Origin of the sequence: Streptomyces sp. NPDC008163 (assembly GCF_042956885.1) — a bacterium.
Classification (GTDB): domain Bacteria; phylum Actinomycetota; class Actinomycetes; order Streptomycetales; family Streptomycetaceae; genus Streptomyces; species Streptomyces drozdowiczii_A.
Genome location: NZ_JBIBHG010000020.1, coordinates 18,353 through 35,430 on the forward strand (window position 1 = coordinate 18,353; position 17,078 = coordinate 35,430).

At 69.4% G+C, this 17,078-nt stretch carries 13 protein-coding genes and 4 pseudogenes; 6 read left to right on the top strand and 11 right to left on the bottom strand.

All coding sequences use genetic code 11. From position 1 onward, the window contains the following. Positions 1–16 precede the first annotated feature (16 nt). From ACFZAT_RS32140 to ACFZAT_RS32155, 4 genes are all read right to left on the bottom strand, one after another. Positions 17–673, bottom strand: a complete 657-nt coding sequence (locus ACFZAT_RS32140; protein WP_391269264.1) for a CE1759 family FMN reductase — start codon at positions 671–673, stop codon at positions 17–19. Continuing rightward, positions 670–1,755 (bottom strand): CE1758 family FMN-dependent luciferase-like monooxygenase, encoded by a 1,086-nt coding sequence (locus tag ACFZAT_RS32145; RefSeq protein ID WP_391269266.1) that lies wholly within the window; start codon positions 1,753–1,755, stop codon positions 670–672. Before ACFZAT_RS32145 ends, ACFZAT_RS32140 begins: the two co-directional genes overlap by 4 nt. Before the next feature lie 104 nt (positions 1,756–1,859). Further along, positions 1,860–2,873 (bottom strand): helix-turn-helix domain-containing protein, encoded by a 1,014-nt coding sequence (locus ACFZAT_RS32150; RefSeq protein ID WP_391269267.1) that lies wholly within the window; start codon positions 2,871–2,873, stop codon positions 1,860–1,862. A gap of 210 nt (positions 2,874–3,083) precedes the next feature. Further along, positions 3,084–5,549: a helix-turn-helix domain-containing protein gene (locus ACFZAT_RS32155; RefSeq protein ID WP_391269269.1), complete on the bottom strand. Its 2,466-nt coding sequence runs from the start codon at positions 5,547–5,549 to the stop codon at positions 3,084–3,086. Between the two features lie 62 nt (positions 5,550–5,611). Here ACFZAT_RS32155 and ACFZAT_RS32160 point away from each other — a divergent pair, with 62 nt between their 5' ends. Continuing rightward, a complete protein-coding gene (locus ACFZAT_RS32160) occupies positions 5,612–5,770 on the top strand; it encodes a hypothetical protein (protein WP_391269272.1) in 159 nt (52 codons plus the stop codon). A gap of 175 nt (positions 5,771–5,945) precedes the next feature. Here the strand turns inward: ACFZAT_RS32160 and ACFZAT_RS32165 are convergent, their stop codons facing one another. The 3 genes and pseudogenes from ACFZAT_RS32165 to ACFZAT_RS32175 form a co-directional block, all read right to left on the bottom strand. Next, positions 5,946–7,928: a discoidin domain-containing protein gene (locus ACFZAT_RS32165; RefSeq protein WP_391269274.1), complete on the bottom strand. Its 1,983-nt coding sequence runs from the start codon at positions 7,926–7,928 to the stop codon at positions 5,946–5,948. A gap of 745 nt (positions 7,929–8,673) precedes the next feature. Then, entirely contained in the window at positions 8,674–10,308 is a 1,635-nt protein-coding gene (locus tag ACFZAT_RS32170; RefSeq protein ID WP_391269327.1) for an alkaline phosphatase D family protein, read from the bottom strand. A 72-nt stretch (positions 10,309–10,380) separates the two neighbouring features. After that, positions 10,381–10,587 (bottom strand): annotated as a pseudogene (locus ACFZAT_RS32175) (transposase); the annotation flags it as partial. Between the two features lie 219 nt (positions 10,588–10,806). Here ACFZAT_RS32175 and ACFZAT_RS32180 point away from each other — a divergent pair. Further along, positions 10,807–11,874: a glycoside hydrolase family 19 protein gene (locus ACFZAT_RS32180; RefSeq protein WP_391269276.1), complete on the top strand. Its 1,068-nt coding sequence runs from the start codon at positions 10,807–10,809 to the stop codon at positions 11,872–11,874. 145 nt (positions 11,875–12,019) lie between these two features. Further along, a pseudogene (locus ACFZAT_RS32185) lies at positions 12,020–12,136 on the top strand (N-acetyltransferase); the annotation flags it as partial. 95 nt (positions 12,137–12,231) lie between these two features. Here ACFZAT_RS32185 and ACFZAT_RS32190 read toward each other — a convergent pair. The 4 genes and pseudogenes from ACFZAT_RS32190 to ACFZAT_RS32205 all read right to left on the bottom strand — a co-directional run. Further along, positions 12,232–12,402, bottom strand: a pseudogene (locus ACFZAT_RS32190) (IS5/IS1182 family transposase); the annotation flags it as partial. A gap of 196 nt (positions 12,403–12,598) precedes the next feature. Further along, positions 12,599–13,117 carry a hypothetical protein gene (locus ACFZAT_RS32195; protein WP_391269278.1) on the bottom strand — a complete coding sequence of 173 codons (519 nt, stop codon included), beginning with the start codon at positions 13,115–13,117 and terminating at the stop codon, positions 12,599–12,601. 709 nt (positions 13,118–13,826) lie between these two features. Continuing rightward, positions 13,827–14,009, bottom strand: a complete 183-nt coding sequence (locus ACFZAT_RS32200) for a hypothetical protein (protein ID WP_391269279.1) — start codon at positions 14,007–14,009, stop codon at positions 13,827–13,829. Positions 14,010–14,463: 454 nt separating this feature from the next. Next, positions 14,464–14,826: a helix-turn-helix domain-containing protein gene (locus ACFZAT_RS32205; RefSeq protein ID WP_391269281.1), complete on the bottom strand. Its 363-nt coding sequence runs from the start codon at positions 14,824–14,826 to the stop codon at positions 14,464–14,466. Between the two features lie 131 nt (positions 14,827–14,957). Here ACFZAT_RS32205 and ACFZAT_RS32210 point away from each other — a divergent pair, with 131 nt between their 5' ends. The 3 genes and pseudogenes from ACFZAT_RS32210 (at position 14,958) to ACFZAT_RS32220 (ending at position 17,077) form a co-directional block, all read left to right on the top strand. Beyond that, the gene (locus tag ACFZAT_RS32210) at positions 14,958–15,941 is read left to right on the top strand and encodes an alcohol dehydrogenase catalytic domain-containing protein (protein WP_391269329.1); all 984 of its coding nucleotides are present in this window, start codon (positions 14,958–14,960) and stop codon (positions 15,939–15,941) included. 319 nt (positions 15,942–16,260) lie between these two features. Then, positions 16,261–16,371: pseudogene (locus ACFZAT_RS32215) on the top strand (IS5/IS1182 family transposase); the annotation flags it as partial. Between the two features lie 73 nt (positions 16,372–16,444). Continuing rightward, on the top strand, positions 16,445–17,077 hold the full coding sequence (locus ACFZAT_RS32220; RefSeq protein ID WP_391269282.1) for a hypothetical protein: 633 nt from the start codon (positions 16,445–16,447) through the stop codon (positions 17,075–17,077). Position 17,078 lies beyond the last annotated feature (1 nt).

Here is a 17,078-nt window from a genome sequence, read left to right on the forward strand (position 1 = left end):
CGGCCGAGCCCGGCGGCTACCCCGCCGGGTGCGCGTGGGGGCTGCGCAGTTGCGCCGCGAACGCACGGATGCCCTCCTCTTCCTCCTCGGCGGAACCGGACACCGCCGAAGCCCCGCGCCCGGCGAGGGCGGTGGCGAGTTCGGCCGCCGCGCGCCCGATGCGGCGGGGCAGCGCGGGATCGGCGTCCTCGGCGCCCGTACCCCAGTCGGCGGTGGCCGCGAAGACACCGGTGGGAACGACCGCGGCGCGCAGATACGCGAAGAGAGGCCGCAGGGCGTGGTCCAGGACGAGGGAGTGCCGGCTCGTTCCGCCCGTCGCGGCGACGAGGACCGGCCGTCCGGTGAAACCGTCCGGGTCCCACAGATCCACGAACGACTTGAAGAGCCCCGAGAACGATGCGGCGAAGACCGGCGACACCGCGATGAGGGCGTCGCTCGCACGTACACGGTCCAGCGCCTCTTCGAGGGCGGGCGGCGGGAAGCCGGTGACCAGAGCGGAGGCGATGTCACGGGCGAGCGGGCGCAGCGAGACCTCCTCGGTGACGCACTCGACCCCGACCTCCGCGCAGGCGTCGCGCGTCGCCTCGCCGAGCCGGGACGCGAGCAGCGCCGTCGCCGAGGGGACACCGAGCCCGCCCGCCACGACGACGACGCGCCGTACGGGGCGGCTCATCGGGCGGTCTCCGCGAAACTGCTCACGCGTGCCGTGTGCGTGGGAGCCTCGGCGACCCCGGCGGGCCGGGCAGCCGCGAACTCACGGCGCAGCACCGGAACCACCTCCTGGCCCAGGATGTCGAGCTGTTCGAGGACCGTCTTGAGCGGCAACCCGGCGTGGTCCATGAGGAACAGCTGACGCTGGTAGTCGCCGAAGTCCTCACGGAAGCGCAGCGTCCGCTCGATGACCTGCTGCGGTGATCCGACGGTGAGCGGGGTCTGCTCGGTGAACTCTTCCAGCGACGGCCCGTGCCCATAGACAGGCGCGTTGTCGAAGTACGGACGGAACTCCCGCACGGCGTCCTGGGAGTTCTTGCGCATGAAGACCTGCCCGCCGAGCCCCACGATCGCCTGCTCCTCCGTACCGTGGCCGTGATGGGCGAACCGTCTGCGGTAGAGGCGGATGAGCCGCTGGTAGTGGCGCGCCGGCCAGAAGATGTTGTTGGCGAAGAAGCCATCCCCGTAGAAGGCCGCCTGCTCGGCGATCTCGGGACTGCGGATGGAGCCGTGCCATACAAAGGGCGGCACGCCGTCGAGCGGGCGCGGCGTGGAGGTGAATCCCTGCAACGGCGTGCGGAAGCGGCCCTCCCAGTCGACGCTCTCCTCGTCCCAGAGTCGCCGCAACAGCGCGTAGTTCTCCACGGCGAGCGGGATCCCGTCCCGGATGTCCTTCCCGAACCACGGGTACACGGGGCCGGTGTTGCCCCGGCCCAGCACGAGGTCGGTCCGACCCTCCGCCAGGTGCTGGAGCATCGCGTAGTCCTCGGCGATCTTCACCGGGTCATTCGTCGTGATGAGCGTCGTCGCCGTGGACAGGACGATGCGCTCGGTACGGGCCGCGATCCAGCCGAGCACAGTGGTGGGTGACGACGGGACGAACGGCGGGTTGTGGTGCTCCCCGAGAGCGAAGACGTCGAGGCCTACCTCCTCCGCCTTGAGCGCGATGGCGAGGATGGCCTTGAGCCGTTCCCCCTCGGTCGGCGGCCGTCCCGTGACGGGGTCGGCGGTGATGTCGCCGACGCTGAAGATGCCGAACTGCATGGTGTTCCTCACTCGAAGCCTGGGCGCGGCGTGTACCGCGCCGGTGCGAGGCTAGGAGCGGGGGAGCGCTCCGGGGAGCCGCTCGGTGTACGAGGCCTTGCCGTTCAGCGCCCGGCCGCCGACCGTCGTACGAGGAAACGCGCCGCCTCGTCCGGCACGCCGCTCGCAGCGAATGCACGAGACCGCCATTCGAGCGGTGAACATCCGTGCAGCTGGCGGAAGGCGCGGCTGAAGTGGGCCGCGTTGGTGAAGCCGCACAACTGGGCGACGGCGGCCACGGTCACGGCCCGGCGCCCGGGCCTGGCCAGTTCGCGTGCGCTTTCCTCGAGCCGACGTCGCTGGATGAGCCGGCCCACGGTCGACTCCTCCGCCTCGAAGACCCGGTGGAGGTACCGCAGCGAGATGTGATGGGCCCTGGCTATGGACTCCGGCGAGAGCGAAGGGTCCCGGTAGTGCCCGTCGATGTAGGCCCTGACCCTGCGCACCAGCGCTCCGCGCGGACCGTCCTGCACCGTCTGCGAATACGACGCGCTGTGCTCCAGTACGAGGAGCGTCACCAGGTCCACGAGCGCGGCCCCCAGTCGTACGCCGACGTGGGGCGCCCAGTCCGCTGGGGAGGTGACTGCCGGGAGAAGCGACGCGAGCAGGGCAGCCGTCCCACCCGTCGTGGGCAGGGCCGTGCCGGCCACCGAGCCCAGCTGCGCCGCGGAAAGACCGATCGCCCGCGCGGGCACCCGCAGCACAAGAGCGGTGAAGGGACCTTCGTACGACAGCGAGCACCGCTGCGCGCTGTCGTGCATCAGGAGCACACTCGGCCCGGCCAGGACATCGGCGTCACGCCGCCGGTACGTTGCCGAGCCGTGCGGGTGCAACAGGAGCACGAGGTCCGGCTCGTCCGAGCCGGACGTCCGCACCGGCACTCGGGTCACGCGCTGCGCACCCGACACGACGGCGGAGACGGTCACGGCCCCCAGCCGGTGTATGACGATGTCGCCGCCCGGCGCCCGGCCGTCGGCGGTCGTGACGGAGACCGGCATCGCGGCGTCGCCCCACCGCGAGCCCCAGCGGGCGAGATCTTCCTCGTCGTGGACGGGGCCGGCAGACAGCAAAAGGCTCAAGTGAGTGCTCCTTGTCTCCTGGGAACGGAGAGGGAAGTCGGGCGGGAAGTGCTGAAGGAGCCGACCGCAGACCGTCCTGCGTCCGGCTCCTTCAGCGGAATCCCAGCCAACCAAGCCGCCACCGCGGTAACCAGGCAGACACCAGGCGGTTTGGAACTGCCTGTCCGCACCGAAGGAGCACCGGTTCCCGGTGCTCCTTCGCCCAGAGCCCTACTCGAAAGCAGTACGGGAGGGCAGAGTGCCCGTACCGAGTCCGGCCAGGCCCGCCCGCGCCTCCTCCCGAAGGTCAACCGGGGCGGAATCACCCAGCCCCAGCACGGCCCGGTAGTGGCCTTCAGCCTCCGCTGCCCGGCCGAGATGGGCCAGGCAGTGGCCCCGGTACAAGTAGATCTTGGTCGTCGCGAGGTGGAATCCGCTGTCCGCGTACGACTGTTCAAGCCCGGCCAGGACTCCGGCCGCCTCCTCCCACCGGCCCTCGTTCAGATAGACGAAAGCGACGTGGTAACGGGAGATGCGGACAGTGACGGCGTAGCGCGGGTCGTGTACCCCGCCCGGCAATTGCGCCAGTGAGCCCATCACCGCGTGGTGCGTCTCGATCGCCTCCTGTCCGCGGCCGGCCTTGCGCAGCACTGTGATGTTCATATTCGCCGCCTGGAGATACCGGCGAGTGTCGCCCGCACGCAAGAAGAGATCCATGGCCTGCGCGATGTCCTCGACGGCGGGCAACACATCGTTCACGACATCGCGCAGCCAGCCCAGATACATGTATGCCTCTGCCTGCCGGCCGAGGGAACCGCACGCGGACGCGATGGCCAGCGCGGAGGTCGCGGCCTCGAGCGCTTCCTCGTGCTGCCGGTGGCATTGCCAGTGCACCCAGGCAAGCATGCTCAGGCACCCTGCCTGGGCATCGAGATCGCCCGTCGCCTCGGCTGAACGAGCGCCGAGAGCAAACACCTCCGACCAGTGCCCCCAGGAGATCCAGGAGTTGCACACGGCCTCGACGGCGAACGCGATCACGACCACACGTCCGGGATTCTGCTGCTCGGCCTCCTGCCGCAAGGCCGAGAGCCAGTTGTCGCTCTCGGCACGCAGCCACTCCAGGGCCTGCTCACGAGTACGGAAGTGTTCGGGGCATGGTGTCGAGTCGCAGCGTTCACGGGCCTCCACGCCGCCAGAGACCATGTGAGCGGCGGAGACGACCGTGTCCAGGAGCCATCCGCGCAGCCGGACAGCAGCGGCTGCCGAAATTGTCTCGTCGTCCGTGCCACGGTTCCGGGAGCGCCCGTACAGGCGCAACAGGTCGTGAAAGCGGTAGCGATCCCCAACCGACGTCATCAGGAGCCCGGCCTCCAGCAACTCCTCCAGCCTGTCCTCCGCCTCCACCGCGCTCGTCTCCGCGAGCACCGCGGCGTAAGGGATACCGAAGTCCCCGCCGGGAATCAGCGACAGCAGGCGGAACACACGTGCCGTCTCCGGGGCGAGGCGGGAGTACGACAGCTGGAACGCCGAGCCGACTCCCAGGTCCCCGGCGCTGAGAACGTCCACCCGGCGGTCCTCGTCGGCGAGCCGATCCGCGAGCCGCCGCAGGCCCCACCCGGAGCGGGTCACAGCCCAGTTCGCCGCGACCCGGAGTGCCAGCGGAAGGTGGCCGCACAGCGCGGTCACCCGGGCCGCCGCGTCCGGGTCCGCATCGACCCGGCCGTCGTCCACAACCGAACGCAGCAGAGCGGTGGACTCGGATTCGGCGAGTGCTCCCAGCTCCAGGCGGCGCACGCCGCTCAGCCCGGTCAGCGGACGGCGGCTGGTCACGATGACGAGCATCCGCCCCTCTGCCGGCAGGAGCACCCTGACCTGCGCCTCATGACCGGCATTGTCCAGAACAACTACGGCACGCAGCCGGGCTGCGGTGGATTGGTAGAGCGCGAGCCGTTCCTCGCCAGTGAGCCGTCCGATCCGTGCCTCTTCGACCCCCCAGGCGCTCAGCAGCCGGACGACGGTCTCGTCCGGAGTCGGCGGCCGGTCCTCCAGGCCGCGCAGGTCGATGAAGAAGGCGCCGTCGGGAAAGTCCGGGCGTCGCTCCTCCGCGAGGCGCAGTGCCAGGGTCGTCTTGCCGCTACCGGGTACCCCGGACACCACGGCCACCGGCGGCAGCGGCGGTACCTCCCCGTTCACCACCGCATCGGAGTGAGCGCCCTCCTCGACGAGGTCACCCAGCACTCGCAACTCGTCCTCGCGCCCGACGAAGTCACGGATGCCCCGAGGCAGCGGAGCCGAATGCGCGGCGGGACTCGGCACGTCCGCCGCTTCCTCCCCGCGGTCGGTCCGCGCGGCCACGAGCAACTCCTCGGCCTCCGTCTCTTCGAGCTGGAGGCCTTGCATCAGCGCCGCGACGGTGCCGTGCCGAGGCCGCGTGCTGCGCCCGCGCTCCATGTCACCGATCGCGCGCACGGACACCCCGGAAGCCTCCGCGAGCTGCTCGATCGTGAGCGCCCGTGCGAGCCGCAGCCGGCGTACCAACCTGCCGAGAGAAGAGACCGTCACCGGGTGACCGTCCCGAACCATGCTGGCCTTGCCTTCCTCGTGGATCCGCCAGAAACGAACTGCGGCTGCATCGACGATGGTGTGCTCATGAGGGGGCGAAGCGCTCTCATGAGCGCAACGGACGAAGATGGGCAATTCGCTGACCCTGACATTAGTACTCGCACACCAGGCACTGATGGCCGCCCCCACCAGCCGCGATGCGTGAGTGGCAGATCGAACCCCGGGAGTACGCCCGGCAGGACGCCAGGCGCGGCAATAGGCACGCCTACGCGAGCCTCGACCCGGTGCGCACCGCGCTGATCGTGATCGACATGCTGCCGTTCTTCGTCGAGGCGAACCCGTACGTGCGTCGATGACCGTCTTCTGGTCGCGGCTGTCGAAGGTGTACTTCCAGACGTTGCAGTCGGGGTCGGTGACCGACGACGGTTCGTCGTGCTTGCTGCAGGCGCAGGTCGTCTTCTGTGACGTGGAGCGGGCCATGACGACCCCGGGATCCGTGGAGGGTCCCGGGGTCGAGGGCCGCGGCCGGGGTCAGGTGCCGTACACCTGGAGCTGCGCGATCTGGCCCGCGGGCCAGCCCGTGTTGGCGGTGAGGACGAGCCGCAGATGGCGGGTGGTCGTGGAGGCGGGGAGGGTCAGAGTGGCGGTGTTCCCGGTGAGCGGGTCGAAGGAGCAGTCCGTGCTGCCGCGCAGCACGGAGAAGGAGGAGCCGTCGGCGCTGCCCTGGACAGTGACGGTCTGCGTGCGCGCGCCCCAGTTGGTGGATGGCGGCAGGGCGAGAACGACGCGACGGACGCCTGTGGGAGCGCCCAGGTCGACCTGGAGCCACTGGGGGAAGGCATGGTTGGCGCTCTCCCAGTACGTGCCCGGATCGCCGTCCACGGCGTTGCTCGCACCGTACGTCTGGGTGTGGCTGCTTTCGGAGACCGGCCGGCGCAGCGCCAGGTCGCCGGTGGGGGTGCCGCCGCCGGCTGCCGTGGTGACGGTGACCCGGGCCGAGGCCGCGGACACGGAGCCTGCGGAGTCGAACGCCTGGACGTCGAAGGTGTACGAGGTCGCCGGGGAGAGGCTGCTCACCGTGTACGTGGTGGTGTTCCCCGGAGCGGTGCCCGCGAGGGTGGCCGTGTCACCGGTGATCCGGCGCACGCGGTACCCCGTCACACCGGAGTCGTCCGTCGAGGCGGTCCAGGCCAGCGCGACGGTGGTGTCGGTGACGGTGGTGGCGTGCGGACTGCCGGGGGCGGTCGGTGGCTGGTTGCCGTTGCCACCGACGAGCGGCGGGGTCGGCCGGGTGGCGGTGACGGGGAGCTGGCCCTTCAGCATGCGGCCGCCGTCGCCGGTCAGCCGGAGATAGTAGTCGGACGAGCAGGCGGTGCCGTCCTCGTCGAGCGCGAGGAAGCCCGACCCGGTGGGGACCCAGTCCTGGGACTCTGCGGTCTTGGCGATCTGGTTGCCCTCGTTGTACTCGTCGAACATGGAGATGTAGACGCTGGGCACCCCCGCCCGGCCCATGTTGTAGAACTGCCGCCACATGAAGTCGCCGTGGGCGCGCTGGCGTTCGGTGACCCCGCCGGGCAGGACGCACGGCTGGTAGTCGATGCCGTGCGCGGTGCACTCGGCGAGGTCGGGCACGGTGGCGGCGTTGTAGAAGTTGTCGGCGTCACCGGCGTTGCCGATCCGGCCGACCAGCCATGGCGAGAGCATGTCGAAGGCGTGGTAGACGCCGCTGAAGCCCGGCCGGGAGTCCCGGTCGCCCGTTCGCCACCAGGTCGGAACCCCGCCGATGACGTAGCAGCCCTGGGCCTTGAACCAGTTCAGCACGTCCAGACAGGCTTCCGGGGTGAATGGCCGCTGGGCGTCGTTGAAGCCGAAGCCCCAGATGCACACCACCGGCTTGCCGTTCTGCCGGGCGTACGCCGAAGAAGCGGTGTGCGCACGCATCTTGGCGGTCCAGTCGGCCTTGATGCCCGTCTGCATGGACGTCCAGTCGGACACGTCGTACATGAGGTAGAACTTGACCCCCTCGGCCTCCGCGGCGGCGCGCACCTTGCTCGCCATCGCGTCACGCGTCGGCCCTTCGCCCCCGGTCGGGTTGAACCGCTGGAGGGCCGCGGCGTCGATCCCGTACTGCTTCATCCACCGGAAGTGGGTGTCGACGGTGGACTGGTCGTAGGACGAGAACAACGAGGCCGGCTGCCCGTTGCCGAGGTTGCCGAAGGCGGTCCGGTACGTGGCCGGGTACTCACGGACGTCGGGCCAGGCGACGATGGCGTGGTTGGACGGGGAAGGGGTCTCCCCCCAGTTCCGCGCCCAGTGCCACCAGCCGTCGATCGGGGCGCCGTCGCCCTTGCAGGCGAACCAGCCCTGGTACCCCACGGTCACCTTGCCGACCACGTCGCCCGGGCCGCTGGCTGCGGGCGCCGCGTGCGCGAGCGTGGCCTCCCCGCCCGCGATGACTCCTGTCAGTCCCGCCGCCGTCGCCGCTTGCAAGAACGTGCGCCGCGTGAATCCCACCGAGGGCTCCTTCGATCAGTTCTCCACTGCGGCGCCCCGCGGGGTCGCGATCGGACCACCGGTAGCGCTGCAACTTTACGCGGGGGACTGTATTGATGTGAACACGCCACCGCAAGGGGTCGTCATGAGGATGAAAAAAAGAGAGCTTTCGTGCGTGCGGGGACCCGCTCGGGCCGTTGGTGACGAGTGAGGAGACGAGCAGAACCACGGAGCCGACGGCCTCGGACGGGGACGGATGTGCGAAACCCGAGAGGAAGTGCCGTGTGCTATCGCATCTGCCCGTGAGGGATGTCGCGGAGCGGGCAGGCATGACACTGACGCTCATCGTGTTCATCGGGTCACCCTGACGTCTGCGGCGTCATGCCCACAATTGTCTGCGCGGTGCTGGTGCCAGGGTTGGTGGCCGGTGCAGGAGAGCCGCAGAGAGAAGCGCGCTGGGCAGGCCCCGATGCCGCCGTTCGACAACGAGGAGCTCGCCGTGGCCCTCGCCGGTGCACCGGAGTCCCTCGCCCCGATCGGTGGCGACCTGCACGCCGTCAACGCCTGGATGGCCTGCCACATCGCCGCCCTGCCCCGGGGACCGCTGTACAGAAAACAACGGTTCCACGCCCTGACGACCGAGAACGGCACGTTCTCCTACACGGACGTCGAGGCGGCGGCCCCGGGGAAGCGCCTACGCGCCGCCCTCGACGAGGGGCGAATTCCGGACTGGGTGAGGGCGGTCCGGGCTGGTGCGCTGCCCGCGCTACGCGAGCTCCCGGTCCGTGATCGTCCGCAGGGCGCTCGCCCCGGCACGGTCCGCCCGGGCCTGTTCCAGGCGCAGCCGCGCCGACCGGCCCCGGAAAGTCAGCGTCATGATCTGGTTGCCGAACCAGGGGCCGCCGGTCCTGCGCCAGCTCACCGCCGGCGGCGCGCAGCGTCCGTGCCGGGCGATGCACCGGCCGAGAGCCCGTGCCAGAGCGCTCCAGCCGAAGCGGAAGCCGAGGCGCATCGAGAGCGGCACGGAGTTGTGGACGGGCGAGCAGGTCAGCTGGGCCACCCGCGCGTCGGGCGCACGCCCCGGCCAGGACGGCTCGGCGATGTAGGCGTGGTGCACGTCGCCCGACAGCACGCTCACCGTCGCGGGCGCCTCCGGTCCCGTACCGGCCTCGGCGATCAGATCGCCCAGCGCGTCGAAGGACGAGGGGAAGGCTGCCCAGTGCTCCAGGTCGGCTCCGCGACGGATCCGTTCCCCGCGCTCGGCCCAGCGCTCGCCGCGCTCGCCGCCGCACATCGCGGCGTTCCAGGCCTCGACGTCGTGCACCAGATGGGGCAGCAGCCAGGGCAGGGAGGTGCCGATCAGCAGGTGGTCGTACGAGCCCCGCCCGTCCAGGATCTGCTCGCGCACCCAGGCGGCCTCCTCCGGGTCGAGCATCGAGCGGCGGTCCTCCGCCAGGACGCGGGCCGCGCGGGAATCCACCATCAGCAGCCGGGTGCGGCCGAAATCGCGCCGGTAGCTCCAGCGGACGGAGGCCGCGTCGGCGTCGGCCCGGGTGGCGAACGCGCGCAGGGCGGCGGTGCCGTCGGGGGCCTCGCGGACGGCGGCGTACAGCGGGTCGTCGGCCAGCTCGGCCGGGGAGAGGTTGCCCAGCTGCTGGTACACCCAGTACGACATGAGCCCGCTCAGCAGCCGCTCCTGCCACCAGTCGGTGGCCCGCATGTCGGTGAGCCAGGCGGCGGAGGTGTTCCAGTCGTCGATGACGTCGTGATCGTCGAAGATCATGCAGCTGGGCACGGTGGACAGCAGCCAGCGCACCTCCGGGTCGAGCCAGGACTCGAAGTAGAGGCGGGTGTATTCCTCGTAGTCGGCGACCTGGTCACCGGGCGGTTCGTCCAGGTCGCGGCGGTCGCCGATCCAGCGGCGGGTGGCGTCGGACACCTCGTCGGCGTACACCTGGTCGCCGAGCAGCAGCAGGACGTCGGGGCGGGCGCCCTCCGGGTCGGCCGCCATCCGGACTGCGAGCGTGTCCAGGGCGTCCGGGCCCACCGGGTCCTTGCCGCCGGCCGGCGGCGCGGCCCAGCGACAGGAGCCGAAGGCGACGTGCAGACCGTCGTCGTCGGTTGGCGTGGCGATCACCGAGGGCGGGAAGGGCGAGTCGGGCGGCGGCCACACGCCCGCACCGTCGAGGAGTACCTCGTACGACGTCGACGTGCCGGGGGTCAGGCCCTCCACCGGCACCAGGGCGTAGTGGTGGCCGGCCACGAGGAAGGTGCCGGCCGTGCCCCGCGCCCCGTCGGCGCAACGCACCTCGGCGGTGCAGGGGCCGCTCGTCTCGACCCAGACCGTCGCGCACGAACCGTCGGTGTACCTCAGCAGTGGGCCCAGGCGCAGTCCAGTCATGATGATCCTCTCCTTCGTCGCCCCGTACGGTACGGGGCGACGAAGGCTGGTGGGAGGGTGGGCACCGAACGGCCGGCCGTCAGCGGCCCGGGGCAGCGGCACCGACGCCAGGGCCCGGCGCATCCGATCCGCCTCAAGGCGGCCCTGGGCGAGCGCGGCGTAGAGCCCGCCGTGGCCGCGGCGATGTTCGCCAACCAGCGACAGCTCGGCCGGCGACCTCACCGGCCCGTCCCCGCACAGAACCGCGTCGGCCAACAGTCGGCTCGGATCCCGGCCCACGGCCGAGGCGTGCGATGCGAGGAATTGGCTTCAGGTCGAACGGCGTGGAGCACAGGACTGGTTGGAGGTGAAGCCGATCACGAGGAGGTGAATCGGTCGATCTCCTGCTGCGCCTCGCCGGCCTCGCGTGCCGTGAGTTTTTGGTCTAGACCTTGACAGGTCCATACCATGTTGCTTATGTCTGTCTCGTCCCACTCAACCCCCTGAAGGAGTGGCTGTATGTCCAGACACCGTCTCTTCGCGCTCATTGCGGCGCTCGCCCTCGCGCTGGGCCTTTCCCTGTTCAGCCCGATGGCTTCCCCGGCCTCGGCGGCGACGTGCGCGGCAGGCTGGAATTCCTCCTCGGTCTACACAGGTGGTATGAGTGCGTCGTACCAGGGGCACAACTGGCAGGCGAAGTGGTGGACCCAGGGTGAGACGCCGGGCTCGGCGCAGGTGTGGGCCGACCTGGGGTCCTGCGGTGGCGGCTCCGGCGGCGGGGGCAGCAACTGCGACTATCCCGCCTGGACGGCCGGGCGGGCATACGTGGCCGGTGACATCGTCAAGTACACGAATGGCAGCTATTACAAGGCATCGCACGACAACCCGGGCTACGACCCCACGATCAGCACCTGGTACTGGGACCCGTACAGCTGCACCGGTGGTGGTACGAACCCGCCCACCAACGGCTCATTCGTGGTCAGCGAGGCGCAGTTCAACCAGATGTTCCCGAACCGGAACTCTTTCTACACGTACAGCGGGCTGACCGCCGCCCTCAGCGCGTACCCGGGCTTCGCCAACACGGGCAGTGACACCGTCAAGAAGCAGGAGGCCGCGGCCTTCCTCGCCAATGTCAGCCACGAGACCGGCGGGCTGGTGTACATCGTCGAGCAGAACACCGCCAACTACCCGCACTACTGCGACAGCAGCCAGCCCTACGGCTGCCCGGCGGGCCAGGCCGCGTACTACGGGCGCGGTCCGATCCAGCTCAGCTGGAACTTCAACTACAAGGCCGCGGGCGACGCGCTCGGCATCGACCTGCTGCACAACCCGAACCTGGTGCAGACGGACGCGGCCGTGGCCTGGAAGACCGGCCTCTGGTACTGGAACACCCAGAGCGGCCCCGGCACCATGACCGCCCACAACGCCATGGTGAACGGCGCCGGCTTCGGTGAGACGATCCGCTCCATCAACGGCTCGATCGAGTGCAACGGCGGCAACCCCGCCCAGGTCCAGAGCCGCATCAACACCTACCAGACCTTCACTTCGCTCCTCGGCGTCCCCACCGGCGGCAACCTCAGCTGCTGACCGCAACCCGAGCGTCGGCGTCGCATGCGACGGCATGCGGCGCCGACGTGATTCGGTGGATCTGCCCCTCGTGCGTCACCTGCGGCGCGGCACCGCATTGAGTGCCCGCCCACTCTGCCCGATCCGTCGGCCCCACTGAGTTGGCGGAGTGGGCCGCGCACTCATGACAGCCGCGACTCAGCGCCTCGCCCCGAAACCGGTGACCATCGAAGTCATCACCTTCGGACTCGACCATCCCGGAGCCAGTTGGAGCGGCGCCCGCATCTCACGCCTTATCGGCCAGGACTACGTCCGGCCCGGTGCGAGCCGTCCACGTCGTCGAGGAACGCGCAAGCGGGCCATCACGTGAGCGAAGGCGGGCGCGTCACCGGCCTGTCCGGCAGTGAGAACGAGGGGTCGGCAGCGGGCGTCGGCTGCGAGGTGAATCTTCGTGGTCAGTCCACCTCGGGAGCGACCGATGGCATGGTCATCCGGCTCGTCGGCACGGCCCCCATTTCTTTCCTCTCGGGCCCCGGCTGCGTGCTGATGGGGCGCGCACGATCGTGTGGCCCAGGTGAGAGAGCTGGATATCCCGTAACGCTCATGGAGCCAATCGATGAAGTCCCATTCGGGCCAGAAGGCGAACGACTCGGGGCTGGAGTGCACGGTGAGTGCCACGCGGTAGCCGGTGGTGGAGTGAGCCGTCGGCAACCACATACCAGGCCGCAGACGGACTGGATTGCGATCACGCTCCGAAGCCGTCGTCCGGGGCATCAGCTTCCGGGGGCGCGCACTCGTGGGTGCCGATCCAGTGACCAGCGCTGTCCAGAAGGGGCTCGGAGTCGGCCCTGGTCCGGAAGGTGAAGGTGGTCCCCGTCGACTCCACCTGCAGGGCGAGCTGACCGGGTGGCTGCTGGATCGTCACTGGGTTGAAGCAGCAGCCGATCGTGTCGAGTGCGGCTGTGACCTGCGCGTGAGTAATGGGTTCTGAAAACGTGGCGAGCGACTTCGTCCCAGGGGCGGGAAGCTCGATGGTGTCGCGCCAGGTCTGCATGCTGATCATCGTGACGCGGCGGCAGCGGCACACACAGAGTTCGACGTCTCCATAGGAGAACAAGTGGGGCCAGCGCCGTCGCTTGCTCACCCGACCAATGTCCCAGGGCGGCCCGAGCGACGTGGCGAGGTCGTTGAGTTTCGCGCCGCAATGCAGTGGGCCGATGGTTGCGGTGGAGCCGAACTCGGCCAGAGCGCGAAGCACGTTCACGCAGCGAAGCCTGTCACCCGGCCTGATCCGACGTCCATCCGGTCCGATCACCGTCTTCCCACGCGGTGATCCGGATTCAGCAGGTCTGCTCGCCAAGGCGTACCAACCGGCTCACAGCCCCGCCGGCTGCCCACCAGAAACGGTGCACCTTCGTCCGTACGAGGTGGTGCGCATTCGCCGGGCAGACACGTGGTCTCGAAACTCTTTCGCGGTCGGCATCCGCGCCGACTCACGCCGAAGTCCGGTCCTGGCACGTGATGAGCGAAGGTGCCCCGCCGGCGCTAGCAGGGAGCAGGCCGTAGGCGGGTTCCTGCGGCGGCCTCACACCGAATACCGCCTCTCCGGCGCAAGTGCGCTGCGCTAATACCGCTCCGCACGCAGGGCTGCTGCGACCCCTGCGCACGCGGCTACGAACCCAGCCCCGACACCTACGTGGCGTCGACCACCCCGGTACGCCACCAGCTGGCCGCCTGACCTGGTGGGAAACCACCCCTGACCGATACGGTCCCCGCCACCGACAAGAACCTCGACGCCGCCTGCACCGCGGTCGCCAATGAGACCGCACGCACGGACGGCAAGGCGTTCTTACCGCCCGCCTTCAACGGCGGTCCTCGCCGGGCTCGCCTCCATCGCCGCCAAGGACCTCCCGGCCGTGACCGCACGGCCGTCGCCGTCGCCGTTCTCGCCCCGGGCGCCGCCGTGCTCTGGCTCAACGATCTCCGCGACGGCCCAGGGCTTCGAGCTCTCCGATGATGCTGGCCCAGATCTCTTGTGCCTGGCTCGGCATTTTCGCCTGCGCGTCCTTCATGGACGTACGAATCTCGACATCCTTGTGCTGGAAGGCGAGGGACCATGACGCCGACGCCAGCACGGCAGAGAGCTCCGTGGGCACGCGCTCCGGCGCGGAGTGGTAGCAGTTCGGCTGCGCAGTCAGCGCCGGCAGCGGCGTACGCGTGCGCCTGCCCGTCCTCGTTGACGAACAGCCCCTGCACCACTCCGTGTCGGTAGGCGTCCGACCATCCGTTCCGGGTGTTTCGAACACGCGCGAGTGCCTTCCCCGTAGAGGACAGCGCCGCTCTGAAGATCGGACACCGGCGGCGAGACCGCGCCCAAGAGCACGGTATGAAGCCGAGCCAGCGCCCATCGCACCCACAGCAGTGCCGCATGGACGGCCGCCTGGGCAACCTCGTCGGTGACCTGAGGTACGTGACAGGAGCGCCTGTCCCGTCTCAGATGATGTGGTTCGTGGCTATGGCTGTGACCTGCGGCGATCGGAAGGGTCGAGACGCCAGGTCGGCGATTTCTCGACCGAAGGGGTTCGCCGTGCGCGGGTGCCGGTCGTCGTCTCAGTCCATCTGGTCCGAGGAAATGCCTTTTTCGGTAGGTGAGTTGTCGGCTCGCAGAATCGTGTCGAGCAGGTCGGGGAAACGGACTTGCAGCTCGGCGGTGCGCAGTTTGGTCAGTTTGCGGTTTCCTTCCTCGCGCTGGTGGATGATGCCCGCCTCGCGCAGGACCTTGAAGTGGTGGCTGAGGGTGGAAGGCGCCACCTCGACAGGGAAGGTGCCGCAGGCGCGTTCGGGTGCGGCGTACAGAGTGCGGACGATGGTCATGCGGGTCGGGTCGGCTAGAGCGTGCAGCACGTCCAGCAGGTCGATCTCGGACGGCAATGGGTGGGTCAGCGGTGCGCGGCGCTGGCGTGAACGTGCCACGAGGGGCCACTCCTTGCTAGCGGGTCAAGGGTCTTCAAGTTGTTCGACACTCGTCGAAGAATCATGCTACCAATTTCGTCGAACATCGAACAAGATAGTCGGCGATGGGAGAAGGAATGCGCGCCTTGGTGATGACGACCCCCGGCGGGTCGGAGCGGTCGAAGGTCGCGGACGTCGATGCGCCCCGCCCCGGGCCGGGTGAAGTGTCCATCGGCGTCGGCTACGCGGGACTGAACTTCATGGACGTCATGGCCCGTCGCGGCGACGCGGGTTACGCCCCGGCCTGGCCGTACCGCCCCGGCCTGGAGGTCGCCGGCACGGTGCGTGCACTTGGCGCCGACGTTACCGGCCTGACGGTCGGTGACCGCGTGGCGGCGGTGACGAGCAGCGGCGGAGGGCTCGCGGAGATCGCCACTGCACCCGCGGAACTCACGGTCCCGATACCGGCCAACGTACCGCTGGCCGCCGCAGCCGCGGCCCCGCTGGGCCTGGCGACCGCGCTGCTACTGCTGTCGGACGCCGGCCGGTTCACCCCGGGGGACAGTGTCCTGGTCCACTCCGCGGGCGGCGGCATCGGCAGCGCGCTGGCCAAACTCGTTCCGCTGCTCGGCGGCGGGCGCCTGATCGGCACGGTCGGCCGCCCCGAGAAGGCCGCAGCCGCTCAGCAAGCCGGATACGACGTTGTGCTCGCCCGTGGAGCGGCAACCGCCGGGGACATTCGGACCGCCAATCAGGGGCGCGGTATCGACGTCGTCCTCGACCCGCTCGGCACCACCGCGCTCGACCTCGACCTCGACGTCGCAGCCACGGGCGGCCGCATCGTCCTGTTCGGCAACGCCACCGGCGAAACCCTGGACACCCTGCCACCCGCCGGACGCCTCATCGGCGGCAACATCACGCTCACCGGCTTCAGCCACCGGGGTCTGGTCGCAGGCGCACCCGGCAGGGTTGCCGCAGCTGTCGCCCGGACCCTCGCCTTGATGGCCGAGGGCCACCTCACCCTCCCCGTCAATGAAGTCCCAGAGCTCGCCGACGTCCCCGCAGTCCACGACCTGCTTGCCGACGGCCGCGGCACCGGAAAGTACGTCGTACGCGTCGGGACATCCACCGCCTGAGCACAGCACCCGCATGGCCCGTGTTGCACCGAAGCCCGCAGGGCTGCGTAGGTCAGAAGCAGGAACGATTGTCGACGCATTCCGGGAACGATTTCGGGTGGACGATCAAGACGATGTTGATGAGAGGTAGAAACAGGGGGGACCTCGGAGGGGGGCTTTGGTTTACCGGACCGCCGGGATTGTCCATGAGGGATGATCCCCTCATGGACGGAGTTGTTGACCTTGACGAGGTGGCTGTCGTTCTGACTGGAGGGACTGCGGGCTGGACCTCGGCCGGCCTCGAAGTGGGCCGGCCGACGCGAAGGGATGCGGAGGCGATCTGAGCGGCTGCCGCCGGCTGCACCGACGTTACGAGCGTAAGCCCGAGCACTTTCTCGCCGTCACCGCCATAGCCACCAGCCTGATCAACTGTCGCCGACTCACCAAGTGAAGGCTCACGGGCGGAGGTGGCTTTGCGCTGATCGCCCGGATGGGCGCACGACCGTGCTTCACAATGGCTCCCTATGACGAGCACCCTGATGACCACGGCCATCGCGATCGTCGGCACGCTCCTGGGCAGCGGACTGACGGCGCTTGTGACCGCTCGGATCGAGCGGCGAAAGAATGAGGCTCTGGAACGCCAGCAGATACGCCAAGAGGCCGCACAAGATCGGGCTGCGCTTCGTGAACTACGGGTCGAGCACCGGAGGTGGCGCCGGGATCGTCGGCAAGCTGCCTACCAAGGCTTGATGGATGCAGCTCATGAAGCGCAGGGGGCTATCTGGCAACTGGCACGGCTGACGCTGGAGCCCTACGACCAGCATCGCTATGACATACGGCGTGGTGCAGCCATCGATGCTGTACGCGTGGTTCGGCAGGCGGCGAACACTGTTGAGCTCGAAGGACCCGCTGGTGTGGCGCAAGCTGGTGCCGAATACGCCGAAGCCATAGATGGGCACATCCACCCGCCCATTCAGTACCTGATGGAACTGAGTAGGGGGCCGGTGGCTGATGAGCAGAAAGACCGCTATCGCTCCTCAGCCACGGAAACGGGCCTTGCCGTGGAGGAAATGCGGCGGCGCTTCGTTCCTCTCGCGCGTGCGGCTCTGGACGAGTTGGTGGACGAGGCCGGCCAGGGGACGCAGGCGGCTGCATGAC

Excerpts from the sequence above, each read along its gene's own strand:
- ACFZAT_RS32140 (WP_391269264.1), bottom strand. The coding sequence starts at position 673 with ATGAGCCGCCCCGTACGGCGCGTCGTCGTCGTGGCGGGCGGGCTCGGT.
- ACFZAT_RS32145 (WP_391269266.1), bottom strand. The coding sequence starts at position 1,755 with ATGCAGTTCGGCATCTTCAGCGTCGGCGACATCACCGCCGACCCCGTC.
- ACFZAT_RS32160 (WP_391269272.1), top strand. The coding sequence starts at position 5,612 with ATGCGTGAGTGGCAGATCGAACCCCGGGAGTACGCCCGGCAGGACGCC.
- ACFZAT_RS32170 (WP_391269327.1), bottom strand. The coding sequence starts at position 10,308 with ATGACTGGACTGCGCCTGGGCCCACTGCTGAGGTACACCGACGGTTCG.
- ACFZAT_RS32180 (WP_391269276.1), top strand. The coding sequence starts at position 10,807 with ATGTCCAGACACCGTCTCTTCGCGCTCATTGCGGCGCTCGCCCTCGCG.
- ACFZAT_RS32210 (WP_391269329.1), top strand. The coding sequence starts at position 14,958 with ATGACGACCCCCGGCGGGTCGGAGCGGTCGAAGGTCGCGGACGTCGAT.
- ACFZAT_RS32220 (WP_391269282.1), top strand. The coding sequence starts at position 16,445 with ATGACGAGCACCCTGATGACCACGGCCATCGCGATCGTCGGCACGCTC.